Source organism: Ensifer sp. ENS06 (genome assembly GCF_014852205.1).
GTDB classification, from domain to species: domain Bacteria; phylum Pseudomonadota; class Alphaproteobacteria; order Rhizobiales; family Rhizobiaceae; genus Ensifer; species Ensifer adhaerens.
In genome coordinates this window covers 1-16,160 of record NZ_JACVBC010000012.1, presented here as the reverse complement: position 1 = coordinate 16,160, position 16,160 = coordinate 1, and the positions used below count along the sequence as shown (strand labels likewise).

The following is a 16,160-nucleotide window of genomic DNA, read 5'->3' as shown; positions in this document are numbered from 1 at the left end:
GAGCAGCTTTGCGGGCGTCGCGTCGAGCATCGCTCCCCTATCGTTCGCATCAGCCGGTTCGAATGACTGCCAAGTCAATTGTTCTTTGCAAAAAAGCGCTGCGCCCGTCATGCGCAATAAAGATAGTGGATTTAAAGTGACTCAACCTTCAACAAGGATCGACACTTACATTCTCGGGAGACTAGCGTGCTACGCTCCAGGAGTCGTACTTGTTGCGGTTATTACCGCGTCAGCCTACGGCGTTGGGCATCTGTCGCCTTTTGCACCCCTTAGCCCCATGATATTGGCGATCGTGATCGGTCTGATCTTTGCCAACATAGTGGGTTTATCGCCACGCACCAGCGGGGGGATTGGTTTGGCAGGGAAGCACCTGTTGCGTGTCGCAGTCGCTCTGCTGGGCCTACAATTGACGTTCGCTCAGCTTGCTGAACTAGGGATCAAGGGAATTCTATTTGCAGTCGCCGCATTGCTTTTAACATTCTACTTTTCCCTTGGATTGGGCCGGCTGCTCGGGATCGACCGAAAACTCAATCTGTTGCTGGCCGCTGGCACCTCTGTCTGCGGTGCCTCTGCCATCGCAGGTGCCAACGCAGTGGCGAAAGCTGACGACGAGGATGTCTGTTACGCGGTTGCTTGCATAACGTTGTTTGGCAGCATAGCAATGTTTCTCTTTCCTGCGTTTCAGGACGCTTTCGCACTTGAGCCGCAAGACTTCGGCTATTGGGTTGGCCTTTCTGTTCACGAGGTTGGCCAGGTTGTGGCTGCGGGATTTCAAGCCGGTGACGTTGCAGGTCAAAGCGCGGTCGTCGCGAAGCTGGCGCGTGTAATGCTGCTGGCACCGCTGCTGACGGGGTTGTTCCTAGCGACAACGCTGTCGAGTAGTCGACTGGCCGGGACGCAGATGGTACCCTGGTTCATCGTCGTCTTCCTGCTATTTATGATGCTCAATAGCGGCGGGCTTGTCGCTGAAGAGATTCGGACGCCCCTTGTAGAGGCAACTCCGCTGATGCTAACCGCGGCAATGAGCGCGCTCGGGCTGGGAGCTGACGTGACGAAGATCAGGAAACGTGGCTCGCGTCCGCTGGTCGTAGCGGGCTTCTCCTCCGCGTTCATTGCTGCGTTGAGCTTGCTTCTAATTAAATCACTATTCTGATTCTTGCCCGCTGACTGATGTGACGAGGCGATCGTCCACACTCAGACGGGTGGGACGGAATATCTGAACCTTATACAATTTACTGTGAGCGACAACACGGCTTAGCGAACAATTCCGGACTTGTGTTGGCGGAGGCCTCGAGCGCTTTTCTGGCCATCTCGCGCAGATGGACGATCAAATCATAAAGCATGAAGGTTGCCTTGAATCACATCGAGCGGTTGGACTTAAGCTCGCGATAGATAGTCCCTGTTTTGCGCGAGGACTTCTTGAATAGCGCGCTGCTGCTCGCGACCCCGGGCGATGATCCAGCGCTGAAAATCCTGGCATTGGGGCTTGGAAAGCGCGTTGTGGGGCCAACTTACAAAGTAGGGCGAGGACAGCTCTACTGCATGCTGAAACGGTATGATCAACCTTCCCGACTTGAGGTCGGCAGCAATCATCGAATATTGGGCTAGAACAATACCTTGACCATCTATTGCGGCTTGAACCGCTACGCTTGAGGATGAGCAGCGAAGCGAAATGGAGACTGCCTCCTCTGGTTCGTGTCCGCAGTCTTCAAACCAATCTGCCCACGACGGCGGCTCATCGAATTTGGGCTTCGACTCGATCGCGATCAGAGGATAGTCAGCGAGCACCTGAGGTCTCACGACTGTGGATGCCCCGTCGATGAATGCAGGGGGACACGCAGGGACGACGCAATCGCGAAACAACTCTGCGCGGTTTTCGAGGATGCCGCTGCCCTCACCATAACTGATGCGAAAGTCGACGCCCTCCCGATCAGACGTGTTGTCCAGGTTCGTATCCCAATAAATATCAACGCGCGTGCGGTTCCTGTTCCAGTCGTACATTAGTGGCGCTAACCATTTCGCCAGAATGGAGGGCAGGGAACTGACATAAAGAGACACCGACGCCTTGGTTCTTTCCACTTCCGCCGTGGCGGCGCGTAGCTCTTCAAATGCTACCTTGCAGCGCGCGTGCAGCCGTTCACCTACAGCACTCAACCTGATGCGCTGCCCCTCCTTCACGGTCAACGTGGCATGCAATGCGCCTTCAAGCAGTTTCATGTGCTGGCTGACTGCCCCGACCGAAATGCCTAGGTGCTGAGCCGCGCGAGAAATGCTCCCGTAGTGTCCGACCGTCTCGAATACCTGCAGGGCTCGCAAAGGGGGGAGAGAACTCATATTGATCACTTTCATCGTTTTAGAAAAAGTAGCAAAAATATCAGAATACACCAGATATTATTGGATGCCTCGAAGCTTTAGGGTCCCATTCCAGCGATCTCACCAGTCGTGCGCTGGACCCTACCCACCTTGGAGCAAGCCATGTCCGTCCTATCGAAACCCCACCCTCAAACGATCAAGGATGTCGTTCTAGGCGACAGGGATCCGACCATCGAGGAAATCGTTGCCGTCGCCCGCTACTCCGCGAAGGTGAGCTTTTCCGAGGCCTACAAGGCGCGCGTACGCAAGTCCCGCGGCTTGGTTGAGCGCTTCCTCGCCGAAAACCGCCTTGTATACGGCGTAACGACGGGTTTTGGTGACAACGTCGGTCATGTGATTTCGCCGAACGACGCCAGCCAGCTGCAAGTGAACATCGTCCGCTCCCACGCGGTCGCTGTGGGCGAGCCGCTCAATCGTGAGCAGGTGCGTGCAATTCAGCTGATGATCCTCATCAGTCTCGGCAAGGGCTACTCAGGCGTTCGGCTCGAGCTCTTGGAACTAATCGCAGGCCTCCTGAACAATGAGGTGGTGCCGTTCGCCCCGGGTGAGGGGTCGGTGGGTTATCTTGCTGTGGAGGGACATCTGGCACTTGTCCTGCTGGGTGAAGGCCAGGCAAGAGTCAACGGCGGTGAGCTGGTTGACGGTGCAACAGCGCTTGAGCAGGTCGGCCTGAAACCGATTCATCTTCAATGCAAGGAAGGCCTTGCAATGCTGAACGGCACCACCTCGGTCACGGCGATCTCGATCCTCGCGCTTTTTAACGCGCTGCAGTCGGTTGAAGTGGCAGATCTGACGGCGGCGATGTCGCTGGAAGCGCTCAAGGGTACGATCCGCGCCTACGATCCACGTTATCATTCGATCAAGGCCCACAAGGGGCAGGCCGAAAGCGCCGCTCGTATTCGTGGGATACTGAAGGACAGTCAGTTGGTCGCGGAGAACATCGACTACCGACTGCAGGACACCTACAGTTTGCGTGCGGTCCCGCAAGTGCATGGCGCGTCCCGGACGTTTGTCGACTATGCGCGCCAAACCATCGAAAACGAGGTTGGTTCATCGGGTGATAATCCGGTCATTTATCCGCTAAGCGATGACGACGGGATCGCTATTTCGGGTGCGAATTTTGATGGCTCGTATATCGGCCTTTCAGCGGACACCCTGTGCAATGCATTGACCAATCTGGCGAAAATCTCTGAGCGCCGAACGGACCGTATGGTGAATTCCCACTTCAGCGAACTTCCTGCATTCCTGGTGCGCAAGCCTGGCCTCAACAGCGGTTACATGATCGTTCAGTACACCGTCGCAGGTCTCCTTGGGGAAATGAAGGTACTTTCTTTCCCGTCCACCGTTGACAGCGTCTCGACTTGCGGCAATCAGGAAGATCCGGTCAGCTTTGCCTACAATGCGGCCATGAAGGCCTACAAGGTTTCGCAGAAGCTTGAATACGTGCTCGCAATCGAATTGCTGGTTGCTTGCCAGGCGCTCGACTTCTTGGACGTCAGCAAAGCGTCGTCCGTCACCAAAAGGGTTTACGACCTTGTACGAAGCCGCGTTCCTGTCGCCGAAGAAGACCGCGTGTTCTATCCGGATATTGTCAGTGTGACCGATCAGGTTCGAAGCGGCGATGTTCTGTCCGTCGTTGCAAACCGGCTTGAGGCGAGCGCTTGAGAGGGCTAGAGAGAAAGGCCCCTGGAACTATGAAGTCTTTAAACGGCAGCAATGGTTAGGGCCGCTGCTGCAGGTAACAAAAGGTTCCGTGAGCTCAAGCAGAGGCATCGACAGCGGCAAAGATGCAGCACCTTTCCAAACACAAGTGGCATCAGGTCGCTGGCTCCAGTTCGTTAAGCTCTATGCCCTGATTGCGACCGTACCTTTCGCGACGACGTAAGGGCAATCAATGTCTCGGCGGTCTCGCTGTCGGTCGCTAAGTGGTTTATGAACCCGCCGCGTATCGCGGCAAAGATGGCCGAAACCTTATCCTGGCCGAACGCCACCCCGAATTTGGTCGGTACAGCTGCCAGCTCAGCAAGGTTGATTGACATGGTTCGGGAATCGAGATCGGAGTGAAGCATGGCCCCGTCGTGGTCGTAGAAGCGGGCGCATATTGAACCGGCAGCACCCCTCGCCACCATGGTGTCCAGGTGATCAGCGTCAAATAGGCCGTGTTGAAAGGTCGACGATCCAGGTGTCATCGCTCCGACGCCGAAAGCCGCGACTGATAGCCGGCTAACGACTGAAAACACCTCTGCCGCTGCGAACGACGACCGGAGGGCGTCGGCGATGTTCGCCGACTCCACCACTGCAGGTACGGGCAGAATCCATGCATGTCCGCCAAGCTTGTCAGCCAGCGTGCGGCAGATCTCCCCTGTCTGAGAGAACGATTCCGCGCGGCCAATGCCTCCAATCAGGGTCACGATGTCGATATCATTAGTACGAGAGCGACGCGCCTCGCTTACGACTGCGGCCAGCGTCCGACCATTGGACACTCCAATCACCGCACCGGGCGAGATGAATTCATCAAGCTTACGCGCCGCCGCTTCTGCAAGCACACGTTCCGTGGCGGCGGTGGAATTGGCGCTCTGTACGACACAGGCCGAAGAGAGACCGAGCCGACGGACAAGTTCCGCTTCGATGGCGAAGCTACGGTAGGCGCTGGAAACCACACGCATCTCAACGAAGCCCAACACGTGCGCTTGTTGCAAGTGACGGCTGACTGTTGCGACCGAGATCGACAACCGGTGGGCGATTTCGGCCTGTGGCAGCCGATCCTCGTAATGCAGCCGAGCAATTTCAAGAATACGGTCAAAGTCACGCGCGGGCCGGGGCATACTTGGTCACTCTTCCTTTGGCGTGGATCGGTTCGCCGGACCGATGGTGCGGGACCGGATTGGCCGCAAACTGCATAACACGGTCCTTATCAGGTCTTCAACTCGAAGCAAAAATGGAGATTGGCAACGATTAAAAATGCAAATATTTGCAACAATAATATTTGTTGCAAATAATTGGCGCTGAGGCCTAATATCGTTCAACAGATACACACCGCTTGCGAAGGAACCCGAACTTGGCCTCCACCTGCAGTCTCATCGATCCCCGCACTTCGGAAATGGCGAATGCTTTGCGGTTCTTGGCTGTCGACGCTGTCGAGAAGGCGCAGTCAGGACACCCGGGCATGCCACTCGGCATGGCTGATCTTGCCACTGTCCTGTTTACCCGCCACTTAAAATATGATGCTAGCGAACCCGACTGGGCCGACCGTGACAGGTTTGTCTTGTCGAACGGACATGGCTCGATGCTGCTCTACGGGGTGCTGCATCTTGCTGGCTACGAAGAAGCGACGCTCGATGAACTGAAACACTTCCGCCAGGCCCACTCACGTGCTGCTGGCCATCCAGAATATGGCTATTTACCGGGCATTGAAACCACAACAGGTCCGCTCGGACAAGGGATTGCTACTGCCGTCGGCATGGCTATCGCCGAACGCCTGCTTGTCTCAGAATTCGGTCCAGAACTGGTCGACCATCGGACGTGGGTCTTTTGCGGCGACGGCTGCTTGATGGAGGGTATCAGCCAAGAGGCAATTTCGCTCGCCGGCCACCTGAACCTCGCCAAACTGACAGTGGTTTTCGACGACAACGGTACGACGATCGACGGCGCCACCTCGATCGCAACCTCGGACGATCAGCGAAAGCGTTTCGAGGCCTCGAACTGGGCGACAATTGCGGTTGATGGACACGACCCTGAAGCTATTGATCGCGCCTTTGCCTTTGCCAAAGCCTCAGATCGCCCCACATTGATTGCTGCACGCACGCATATCGGGTTTGGCGCGCCCACCAAACAGGGGAAGTCAGTGGTTCACGGTTCGCCGCTCGGTGCGGAGGAGCTTGCTGCCATGCGCGAAAAGCTTAGTTGGCCGCACGCTCCCTTTGAGGTTCCCGCACCATTGCTTGCAGGTTGGCGCGACGCAGGGCGGCGCGGTCGTTCCGATCGTGACGAATGGCAGGCGCGCCTGGCGAAGGCGCCAGCCGATCTACGTGTTGAGTTCACCCGCAGGATTGCTGGCATCTTGCCAGAAGGTCTCGAAGAGACGGTAAAGCGTGGCGCCGACGAATTCTCCGTGTCCGCCGAGCCAATGCCAATTCGGCAAGCCAGCCAAAAGGCTGTGGGATTGCTTGCAGAGTTATTGCCAGAGATCGTGGGCGGATCAGCGGACCTAACGAGTAGTGTGCTCTCTCGGCCCGCGGAACTCGCTCATTTCGACATCAATACCTTTTCCGGCCGACATTTGCCCTATGGCATCCGTGAACATGGAATGGCCGCCGCGATGAACGGAATTGCGCTCCACGGCGGCTTTATTCCGTTCGGTGGCACCTATCTGACCTTCAGCGATTATTGTCGACCTTCGATCCGCCTGGCAGCGCTTATGGGCATCAACGTGGTCTTTCTTTTCAGTCATGACTCCATCGGGGTCGGAGAGGATGGGCCAACTCACCAGCCGATCGAGCATCTTGCATCGCTGCGGGCGATGCCCGGCATACGGATCTACCGGCCCGCTGACGCAGTCGAAGCGTTAGAGTGCTGGTATGATGCAATTGCCGACACGGGGCCGTCGGTTATGGTAGTCGCCCGCCAGAAGGTAGCGCCGGTGCGCAAGGAGCGCCACGACAGCCTCATTTCACGGCGCGGCGGCTATATTCTGTCTGAGCCGGCTGGCAGACGGGATCTGACGCTGCTTGCAACGGGTTCCGAAGTCCAGCTTGCCGTTGCCACGCAGGTTGCGCTCGCAGAACACAACGTACAGGCGGCGGTTGTCTCAATGCCATGCCTGGAAGTCTTCGATAGGCAATCTGAGGACTACCGGATGCAGGTGCTCGGCTCTGCACCCCGCTACGTCGTTGAGGCGGCATCTTCCTATGGTTGGCACCGCTATCTTGGCGACGGAGGACGCATCTTCGGTATCGATGTATTTGGCTTTTCGGCGCCGGGGCCGGAGGTCTATGCCAAGTTTGGCCTGACCCCGACGGCAATCGCCGCAGTGATCCTTTCCGATCTCGGCCGCGATACGGCCGCCGCGTGACGATATTCGAAAACTAGCGGATGGGTACCAAAGCTGCTCATAATATGGGGTATAGGCTGACACTGATACTTGATCCGAGCAAGGTGTCTCGTGCAAATCTGAGCGCCGTCGAGAGCGCGCACCATGTTGCCAACGGACCGCAGCGCAAAGAGTATCGCAGGCAGCTTGGGAACTCCGCGCAATGCGACTGTGCACTTGAAGGCCGGCGTTTCGTCGATAAAAGCCGCGAACAACCTCGACGTTGCACCCGTGCTTCGTGGCTATCCCGGGGCACTTCAGTCGCGGTAGCATGATGCGCCGCCATCGCGCTTTGACTGAGCCTGTCCAAGTCAAAAACATCTGAGTACGCTACGGAGAAAAGTCGGTTTTGCCGACGAAAGCATCAAACAGGCGGGAGATGAATAGTATGTTTATCGGTGTCGATATCGGGACATCGGCGGTGAAGATCGTGCTCGTAAACGAAGCAGAAGAGGCGATCGCAGAGGCCGCAATACCGCTCTCGCCATCCCATCCCAGCCCCCTATGGTCGGAAGACGATCCGGACCAGTGGTGGCGAGCTCTTTGTCTCGGATTCGACGCGTTGGCGCGTGAAGCCCCGGTTGCCATGTCTGGAGTTCGTGCAATCGGTCTCTCGGGCCAGATGCATTCCCTGGTCGCGCTCGACGCTGCGGATAGGCCAGTCCGCCCGGCGATCCTGTGGAATGACGGTCGCGCAGACCAGGAAGCGTCCGGCCTCGCAACTCTCGGCCTCGAGCTGCAACTCCAGATGGGCGTCCTGCCAATGCCTGGCTTCACGGGGCCGAAGCTCCTGTGGTTGGCGCACAATGAGCCGGACATCTTTCACCGCATGCGCGCACTCATGCTTGCAAAAGATTATGTTCGTCTGAAGCTCTCCGGTGAGAAGCTGACAGACGTTTCCGATGCGGCTGGAACATGGCTGCTTGACCAGGAGCGGCGGGAGTGGAGCCGCGAGGCGCTTGACGCATGTCAGGTTGATGCGACACTGCTACCTCGATTGATAGAGTCGGTTGCAGCCGGCGGGACATTGCGCCCCGATCTCGCGGCAAAATGGGGCCTTCCAAATGACGTGGTAATCGCCGGTGGTGCAGGCGACGTTGCGGCTGGTGGAATTGGTATCGGCGCAGTTTCGGCCGGCAATGCCTTCATATCGCTCGGTACGTCTGCTCAAGTGTTTGTGGCCGACACCGCGCACCGCCCGCAGCCAGAGCGATTGGTACATGCGTTCTGCCACGCACTGCCTGGTCGGTGGTATCGCATGGCAGCCCTACTCAATGGTGCAAGCCCTCTCTCTGCAGCAGCGAGATGGACGGGGGGAGAAGACGTCGCAACGCTCCTTGCCGAAGCAGAGGCGGACTTTGTGGGGCCGTCGCGACTGCTGGCGCTGCCTTACCTGTCGGGCGAGCGCACGCCGCACAACGATCCGCTCGCACGCGGGACGCTTGTTGGGCTGACTAGGTCGACAACCCGCAGCGAGGTCCTGCAAGCTTTTTGCGAGGGTGTGGCTTTCTCCCTAGCCGATGGTTTGGATGTGCTGACAAGGAACGAGGGTCGGCCTGGACAACTCGCCCTGATCGGCGGCGGTGCCCGATCCAGATTTTGGGCTAAACTTATCGCCTCCGTGCTTGATGTCTCGCTTGTGCGCCATTGCTCATCGGAACGCGGGCCGGCATTCGGCGCTGCCAGAATCGCTCGCCTCTCGGTCACTGGTGAAGACCCCGCAACAGTCATCGTGCCGCCCGCGATCGAGGATATCATTGAGAGTGACCCCGAACTCCATGCTGCGTACCAGCCTCGCCTTGAAGCATTCCGCGATCTTTACCGTGCACTTAAGCCAATCTGGCCAGCCGTGTCTTCCTAAAGTGGAGAGCTGGCGATTGCATTAGAATTCGGCGGAGTGGTTAGACCTGAAGACAGGAGAACCATGCAGCCGGGGCGACAGTCATGCTTTTAGGAAAGGGCGGTAGTGGTTGTCGGGTGCTGGAACCCTGGATGCTCTTTGCGGATCAGCTACCATGCGGTGTAGCCGCCATCGGCCAGAACGATCGAGCCCGTCAGCAGGCTGGAGGCCTCGGCCGCGAGAAATAGAACCACGCTGGCGATCTCATGATCCTTACCCATGCGTCCCATCGGTGTGCCGTCGATCCACCGCCGATACATTTCTGGTTGCTCATGCACTAGGTCGTTGAGGGGAGTGTCGATGTAGGTCGGTGCCACAGCGTTGACGCGCACGCCCCTTGGAGCCCATTCGGCTGCAAGCGAGCGGGTGAGGTGGTGCACTGCTGCCTTTGAGGCATTGTAGTGTGCTTGCGGCTGGGGACGATTGACGATGAAGCCCGACATTGAGCCCACGTTGATAATCGACCCGTGTCCCTGGGCGAGCATGTGCCGTCCGAAAGCCCGGCAGCACCAATAAGTGCCGTTGAGGTTTACATCCAGCACTTTCAGCCAACGTTCGTCTGTCATGTCCTCCGCTGGAATGTCGCTTAGCGCGATCCCGGCATTGTTCACCAGGATGGACGCTCCATTCTCTCGGGCGTCGAGCTCGTCAGCGATCTCGGTCACACGGGCAGAATTAGTTACATCACATACATACGACACGGCATCATGCCCTGCTGACTTCAATTTCTCCAACCCATCCTGTGCGAGCGTTTCGTCGTATTCCAGGATCGCAATTCGTGCCCCGGCTTCTGCAAGAGCTTCGGCACAGGCAAGACCTATGCCGCGGCCGCCACCTGTCACGACTGCCAACCGGCCCTCTACTTTGAATTTCTCCAAATACATTTCGCGTCGCTCCTGATGTTCGTGGGATTCGAGTGTTCCGGCCGGGGCTGCATGCCCCGGCCGACGGCTCCTTGGGAGGATATTCAGGTTACGACACGATTAGAACGCGCTGTTCTCGTCGTAAAACGCATCAATGTTCTCGCAGCCGATTCCTGCCACCTTTGTGAAGATAAACTTCTGGTCGTGCGTCGGCTCTTTGGCGCCGGTGGCGATATCGAGTGCGAGACTGAAGCCGTCATGCGCAGCAAGCGTCGGTGAATTCAGACCGCTTGAAACATATTTACCTTTGCAGCCACCGTCCTTGATCGCCTTGAAAGCTTCCTTCTGCCCGTCGATGCCGGCGACAAGTATCTTGGATTCGGGTTTAAGCACCGACAGGGCACCCAGTGCCATGGCGTCGTTGTAGCCAAAGATGACGTCCAGGTCTGAATGTGCCGTCAGCATATCTTCGGTGGCAGGTACAGCAAGATCCTGCGCATACTTCGCTTGGCCACGCACTACCACCTCGTATTTGGCACCGCCTGCGTCCAAGCCGGACAGAAAACCCTTCTCACGGGCCGGGCCCACAAACTTGTCTTCAGGGGCACCCTCAAGGATTCCGATCTTGATCGGACCCGGGCCCACGCGTTTGGCCATGATCTCGCCGGCTAGCCTACCGATCCCTTCATTGTCGGCGCCAAACGTCGCGTTGGCACCCACGCCAGGGACTTCGGTGTCGATGAATACAATCTGCAGTCCGCTTTCGACCGCCTCTTTGACTGCGGTTTCGGTCGTGACTGGATCGACTGCGTTCATTACGACCGCATCCACGCCTTTCGCCACCATGTCCTCAAGCTGCTGCATTTGTTTAACGGCATCTCCATCGGCTTGGCTGGCCACCAGCTTGAAGCCTTTTTCGGCCGCCAGGCGCTCAGCTTCTTTCCACATGGCTACGTAATAGGGTGCAGTCATCGTGCGCTGAAGGAAGCCGATAGTTACATCCTTGGCGTCCTTGGTTTGTGCGTATGCAATGCCTCCCAACATCGCTACGGAAGCCGCCGTTGCAGCAAGCAGTTTCTTAAACTTGGTCATGTCCAGTTCTCCTGCCCTTTCGCCCACTCCCATGGGCGGATTACCCCACAATTGGGATTGATTGCGGTCGCATCATCCGCTGCGTCCGCGCAAATTTCCGAAGATCATGGCCGCGATGATGATCGCGCCGCGTACTGCGTCCTGCCAAAAGATGGACACGCTCAACAAATTCAGGATGTTGACGATCAATACAAGGATCAGCGTTCCGACCACAGTACCGGAGACGGTGCCTCGTCCCCCTGCCAGACTTGCTCCGCCGATCACCACCGCAGCGATGGCGTCTAATTCGTATGCCTGCCCCATGGTCGGGGTCGCCACGCTGACGCGCGACGCAAGAAGGATGCCGGCCAATCCGCAGAGTAGACCGCTGATAGCGTAGACGCAGAATAGTGTCCACGCGATTGGAACGCCGGTCGCAAAGGCGGCGCTCTGGTTACTGCCGACCGCGAAGACGCGGCGCCCGAACACGGTACGGTTGAGCAGGAAGGACACGAGCAGGATGAGTGCAAACCATATCAACCCGATGGCTGGGATCCCGAAGATCTCTCCCCGACCAGGTAAAACAAAAATATGGCGGGTGGCCGCGGCGGGCTGCAACGGCCCGCCTTCAGTGTAGGCGTATGTGAGCCCACGCGCGAGCGCCAGCATGCCAAGAGTCATTACGAAGGGCGACACACGCAGAAAGGATATTGCCGCGCCATTTGCGATGCCGATACCGACACCCACGGCCAAGCCGGCAAAAACCGCAACCGGGAGCGGCACGTAGGTCTGGGTGCCGACAGCGATCACACCTGCCAACGCGACGATGGAACCGACACTCAGATCAATGCCGGCCGAGATGATGACCACAAGCATTCCTAACGAGACAATGCCGATTACCGAACTTTGGCGGATCAGATTGAACTGGTTAACTTCTGTCAGAAATTTGGGCACGAGCATGCAGGCGAGCACGTAGATTCCGAGCAATATCCAAAATGGGTAGTTCGAAGTGAGTTCAGTAAACCAACGGCGGGTTACATGGGCTACCAAGTCAGTTCCTCCCTTGTGCCGCACGGCGCACTTCATCGCCGAGGGCGGTCGATATGAGTTCTGTCTTGTTGTAGGAGCCAGCCTTGAACTCCGCCGCGACCTCATACTCAGCCATCACGATTGCGCGGTCCGAAAGGTGCATTAGCTCCTCTGCTTCGGAGGAAATCAGCAGGACACCTTTGCCTTGACGGGCAAACTCCTCGATAATTTCGTAAATCTGACGCTTTGCCCCGACGTCGACACCCTTGGTCGGCTCGTCGATGATCAGCAGTTTGGTCGACGAGGCAGCCCATTTTGCCACGCACACCTTCTGCTGATTGCCACCCGACAGATCGACGGTCAGCCCTTCCAGGGATCCCTTGATCTGGAATTGTTCGATCAACTGCGTGCCGAGACGCGCTTCTTGCCCGTGGTCTATTATCCGCCGGCGGGAGAGTGTATCGAGGATGACCAAAGACATGTTGCTCTGGTTCGAAAAATGGGGGATGAAGCCTTCCTTGTGCCGGTCCTCGGTGAGATAGCAAATACCGGAAGCAATTGCTTCACGCGGTGAGCGTATCGCGACGTTCTTTCCGGCGATGCGCAGTTTATCGGCGGCGAAATGAAAGTGCCCGCCAAGAGCTCGGCCGACGGTGGAGCGGCCACTTCCCACCAGGCCGTAGAGACCTACCACTTCGCCAGGTCGGACAGTGAGATCCACGCCTTGCACACGACCCGAGCGGAAATTGCGGACCTCTAACAGGGGAGCCTCATCGGGCACGGCTGGTGCCGACTTTGGTTCAAGCGCCGACAACCGCTCGCCGATCATCATCGCACTGATATCTTCTTCGGAGCGCTTCTCAGCGGAGACGACATCGATTAACTTGCCGTCGCGTAATACTGCAATGCGGTCTGCCAGTTCTCGCACTTCGTTCAATTTGTGCGAAACGAAAATAACACAGGCACCTTGGGCTTTTTGATGCCGGACAATGTCGACGACAATCCGGAAATGCTCCTCATTGGTCGATGCAGTCGTCTCATCAAGGATTAGGAGCCTGTGCTGAACGATGAAGACGCGCGCAAGAGCCAGCATGTGGCGATTGCCAGGAGTTAGCTCTCCTGCCGGCCGGTCGGGATCAACCCTACTGAGCCCGACGCGGTCGAGCAGTTTGCGTGTTTCCGAACGATCGCGTCGCAATCTTAGGGACGACCATCGGCGGTTCAGGTCGAACAGCCAAAGGTTTTCCTCGACGCTAAGGTGGTCAACGATCAGCGGCTCCTGATACATCATCAATACGCCGGCCTCGATACCCTCGCGTGGCGAATTGTGCCTCATCGGCTCGCCAGCAAGCAGGATGGTACCTGTAGAAGGTCGCACCAGTCCGGCGAGCAACTTGGAAAGTGTTGATTTACCGGCCCCGTTTGCTCCGCAAATTGCCAGCACTTCACCTGCATAGCCGGCCAGCGACACTCCCTCAAGCGCGCGCACGTTGCCGTATACTTTATATACGTCTTCTGCCTCAAACACTGGCCGCGAAGGTGAATTCACGACGGGGCTTGGGTGATGTTCGGGGTCGCTTTGCGGACGGCCACTATAGCTCTCCTCCACCATAGCAATTCTCCTCCTCCCTGACCGCACCTCGAAAAAGTTTTCACTCATTCGTTTGCGGTCTTGATTAGTACCTCTAGCATGCATAATTTGATTATTATTGCAATATCATTATTAAATGCAATATTTTGCACTATAATGAGTGAAGCCCTATGCCGCTGAACTGGAAAATTGGTCGCAGGACCACGGGATCGCTACGCGGCGGGACCAGACAGATCACGGATCTTCGCGCTGATCCAACTAATGGATAACCGTCATTTGGCATTGCCTGACACCCTGTTTTCGCAGACCCGACGCCATTCTTGAAGTCGGAGGGTCAATCCTCGGGCTGCAGCGCGCGCCTGTTGGCCGTAGTGACGGCGGTGAGCTCCTTTTTGAGAACTTGAGCGGAGTGTATCAGGCCAGTTTTTAGGGGAGGGATGAATCACCCTCACGCAAATGCGCAAGGGAGCCGGAGGTAGCCGACGTACTCTCTCGACGGATTGTTCAGGTTGCGTGTCACGCCCCGCCAGGAGCGATGATCAAAATCGGGGCGGCTGCGTAATTCTCTAGGGCTGCGTCCAATGCCCAGAGATTGTAATCATTGCCAGCAGCTTTAACGTGTTTCCGTAGTAGTCTTCATTTTCGACCTTTCTCGCCGTCATATCCGCCCAAAGCGCGTCCAACCAACTCTGGTTCGCTGCTTGAATGGACGCGGACACGGCAAACATCGACACGAATGCCACTGCGTCCCGACCGCTTCCGGCGGCTGGTTTGCCGTTGAGCTTGTAAGTATCGGCGATGTTAGTGGGATCTCCATCGGTCGCGCTCTTGATCCAACTATTGAGTGGAATAAGAGCTGCAAGCGCCCTCTGGTCGCCGTTCAGCAGATAATCAAGAGCGATGCGCCACGGATAGCGTGATGCATTCCAGGAATAAGCGCCGTCGTTGGGACCCTCGAGAAAATTGGCAGCGGCCGGATGTGCCTTCGACGGAAGATCAACTATGAAATCTGGCATCAAGCCAGTCTGCGAGCTGTATTTTCCGCGAACCCTATCGATGATCGAATAAGTCTCGTCACGCACAGCGTACCAGGTGCCATCGCCCGTCGCGTCGGCAAAAGCTTTGAAATGGGAAACCATGAAATCGGACGAGCGTGTGACAGGGGCATATCGCCCATCGTCTACATCATTTACCCAATCGCCGATACGAACGAATCTGCTGTCGGCATCGATATCGTGCTGGCCGATTGCAGCAATGACTTTCAGTGCCTCCTTGCGATAGTTCACGCTACCATCGCTGCCCCATTTTCGATCCGCGAGAAGCAATGCATAGGCGATGTCGAGGTCACCATCCGTAGCGCTCGTGTCACCGGCGACGTCACGCGCATTGCTACATCCCTTAACTTGGTTCCAAGCCATGAGACCAGGGTTTGATTTGGCGGGATGGTCGTGAAAGTAGCGGACCATTCCGTCGAACACTGCACGTGCGCTCGGATCAAAGTCTGCCATCAGAACCGAAATCAGCATGCCGTAACCATGAGCTTCAGACACAGTGATTGTAGATTTCGCTGTGCCGCCTCCGACCGCCTTGCCATCGGCCGTTACACCTACATAGTATCGGTCACTTCCGCAGCCTTGTATGAGATAAACTGACCGCCATTTCTCGTAGAAATCGACTAGAGACCGATCCAATTGTTGTTGGGTAAAGCCGGTTGGTCGAATACCCTGAGCGGACTCTGCGTCACTTACCGAAATGCCAAATGCGGGCAGCAAAGCTGCAAGAAGCGAATAGACCCCGTGTGTCGTTCTCAAGAATGCCTCCAGTTCATACGACGTATTCTTCGTCAGTGAGCACGAAGCGACATACCGCATGCACGGTCTGTCATCGCTATCGTAGTGCCAATCTAATTGAGTCTACGGTGGATGTTGGGCGGTGCAGATTTGACCAGAGCAACGTTGCGGGAAAATCCGCGGGACGCGACGTCATTGCTGCGTGGGCGCTTGGCGAACTTGGCTTAGTTGGTGAAGTGGCGCAGACAAGCCTCGTGGCGGCGGCTCGCGAACTGAACTATAGCGCTAACGTCGTCTCCGAACGATGTGTGCTGGCAACTCCCGGACGGTAATCCTCCCGCAAAATAACGGGCTTCAAAAGTAGAATTTTCTCGGGCTTTATGATCGAGGAGATTTTGATGAAGACGAGCAGATTTAGCGAACCCCAAATCCTTGCCATCCTGCGCCAGGCGGA

Annotated in this window: 11 protein-coding genes and 1 pseudogene; 4 read left to right on the top strand and 8 right to left on the bottom strand. The window is 56.9% G+C overall.

Annotation, left to right across the window (positions count from 1 at the left end; all coding sequences use genetic code 11):
• Positions 1–109 precede the first annotated feature (109 nt).
• Positions 110–1,153: a YeiH family protein gene (locus IB279_RS28815; RefSeq protein ID WP_192340126.1), complete on the top strand. Its 1,044-nt coding sequence runs from the start codon at positions 110–112 to the stop codon at positions 1,151–1,153.
• 224 nt (positions 1,154–1,377) lie between these two features.
• Here IB279_RS28815 and IB279_RS28810 read toward each other — a convergent pair whose 3' ends face one another.
• Positions 1,378–2,334: a LysR substrate-binding domain-containing protein gene (locus IB279_RS28810; RefSeq protein WP_192340370.1), complete on the bottom strand. Its 957-nt coding sequence runs from the start codon at positions 2,332–2,334 to the stop codon at positions 1,378–1,380.
• Positions 2,335–2,475: 141 nt separating this feature from the next.
• Between IB279_RS28810 and hutH the strand changes: the two genes are divergently transcribed.
• Positions 2,476–4,038 carry a histidine ammonia-lyase gene (gene hutH, locus IB279_RS28805; RefSeq protein ID WP_192340124.1) on the top strand — a complete coding sequence of 521 codons (1,563 nt, stop codon included), beginning with the start codon at positions 2,476–2,478 and terminating at the stop codon, positions 4,036–4,038.
• A 173-nt stretch (positions 4,039–4,211) separates the two neighbouring features.
• Here hutH and IB279_RS28800 read toward each other — a convergent pair whose 3' ends face one another.
• Positions 4,212–5,198, bottom strand: a complete 987-nt coding sequence (locus tag IB279_RS28800; RefSeq protein WP_192340122.1) for a sugar-binding transcriptional regulator — start codon at positions 5,196–5,198, stop codon at positions 4,212–4,214.
• 233 nt (positions 5,199–5,431) lie between these two features.
• Here IB279_RS28800 and tkt point away from each other — a divergent pair, with 233 nt between their 5' ends.
• The gene (tkt, locus tag IB279_RS28795) at positions 5,432–7,444 is read left to right on the top strand and encodes a transketolase (RefSeq protein WP_309142316.1); all 2,013 of its coding nucleotides are present in this window, start codon (positions 5,432–5,434) and stop codon (positions 7,442–7,444) included.
• Positions 7,445–7,850: 406 nt separating this feature from the next.
• Positions 7,851–9,323 carry a xylulokinase gene (xylB, locus tag IB279_RS28790; RefSeq protein ID WP_192340120.1) on the top strand — a complete coding sequence of 491 codons (1,473 nt, stop codon included), beginning with the start codon at positions 7,851–7,853 and terminating at the stop codon, positions 9,321–9,323.
• 149 nt (positions 9,324–9,472) lie between these two features.
• Here xylB and IB279_RS28785 read toward each other — a convergent pair whose 3' ends face one another.
• From IB279_RS28785 to IB279_RS37010, 6 genes and pseudogenes are all read right to left on the bottom strand, one after another.
• Positions 9,473–10,246 carry an SDR family NAD(P)-dependent oxidoreductase gene (locus IB279_RS28785; protein WP_192340118.1) on the bottom strand — a complete coding sequence of 258 codons (774 nt, stop codon included), beginning with the start codon at positions 10,244–10,246 and terminating at the stop codon, positions 9,473–9,475.
• Between the two features lie 99 nt (positions 10,247–10,345).
• Entirely contained in the window at positions 10,346–11,317 is a 972-nt protein-coding gene (locus tag IB279_RS28780; RefSeq protein WP_192340116.1) for a substrate-binding domain-containing protein, read from the bottom strand.
• A gap of 72 nt (positions 11,318–11,389) precedes the next feature.
• Entirely contained in the window at positions 11,390–12,346 is a 957-nt protein-coding gene (locus tag IB279_RS28775) for an ABC transporter permease (protein WP_192340114.1), read from the bottom strand.
• A gap of 1 nt (position 12,347) precedes the next feature.
• Entirely contained in the window at positions 12,348–13,937 is a 1,590-nt protein-coding gene (locus tag IB279_RS28770) for a sugar ABC transporter ATP-binding protein (RefSeq protein WP_192340112.1), read from the bottom strand.
• 545 nt (positions 13,938–14,482) lie between these two features.
• A complete protein-coding gene (locus IB279_RS28765) occupies positions 14,483–15,727 on the bottom strand; it encodes a glycosyl hydrolase family 8 (protein ID WP_192340110.1) in 1,245 nt (414 codons plus the stop codon).
• A 203-nt stretch (positions 15,728–15,930) separates the two neighbouring features.
• Positions 15,931–16,160, bottom strand: a pseudogene (locus IB279_RS37010) (hypothetical protein); the annotation flags it as partial.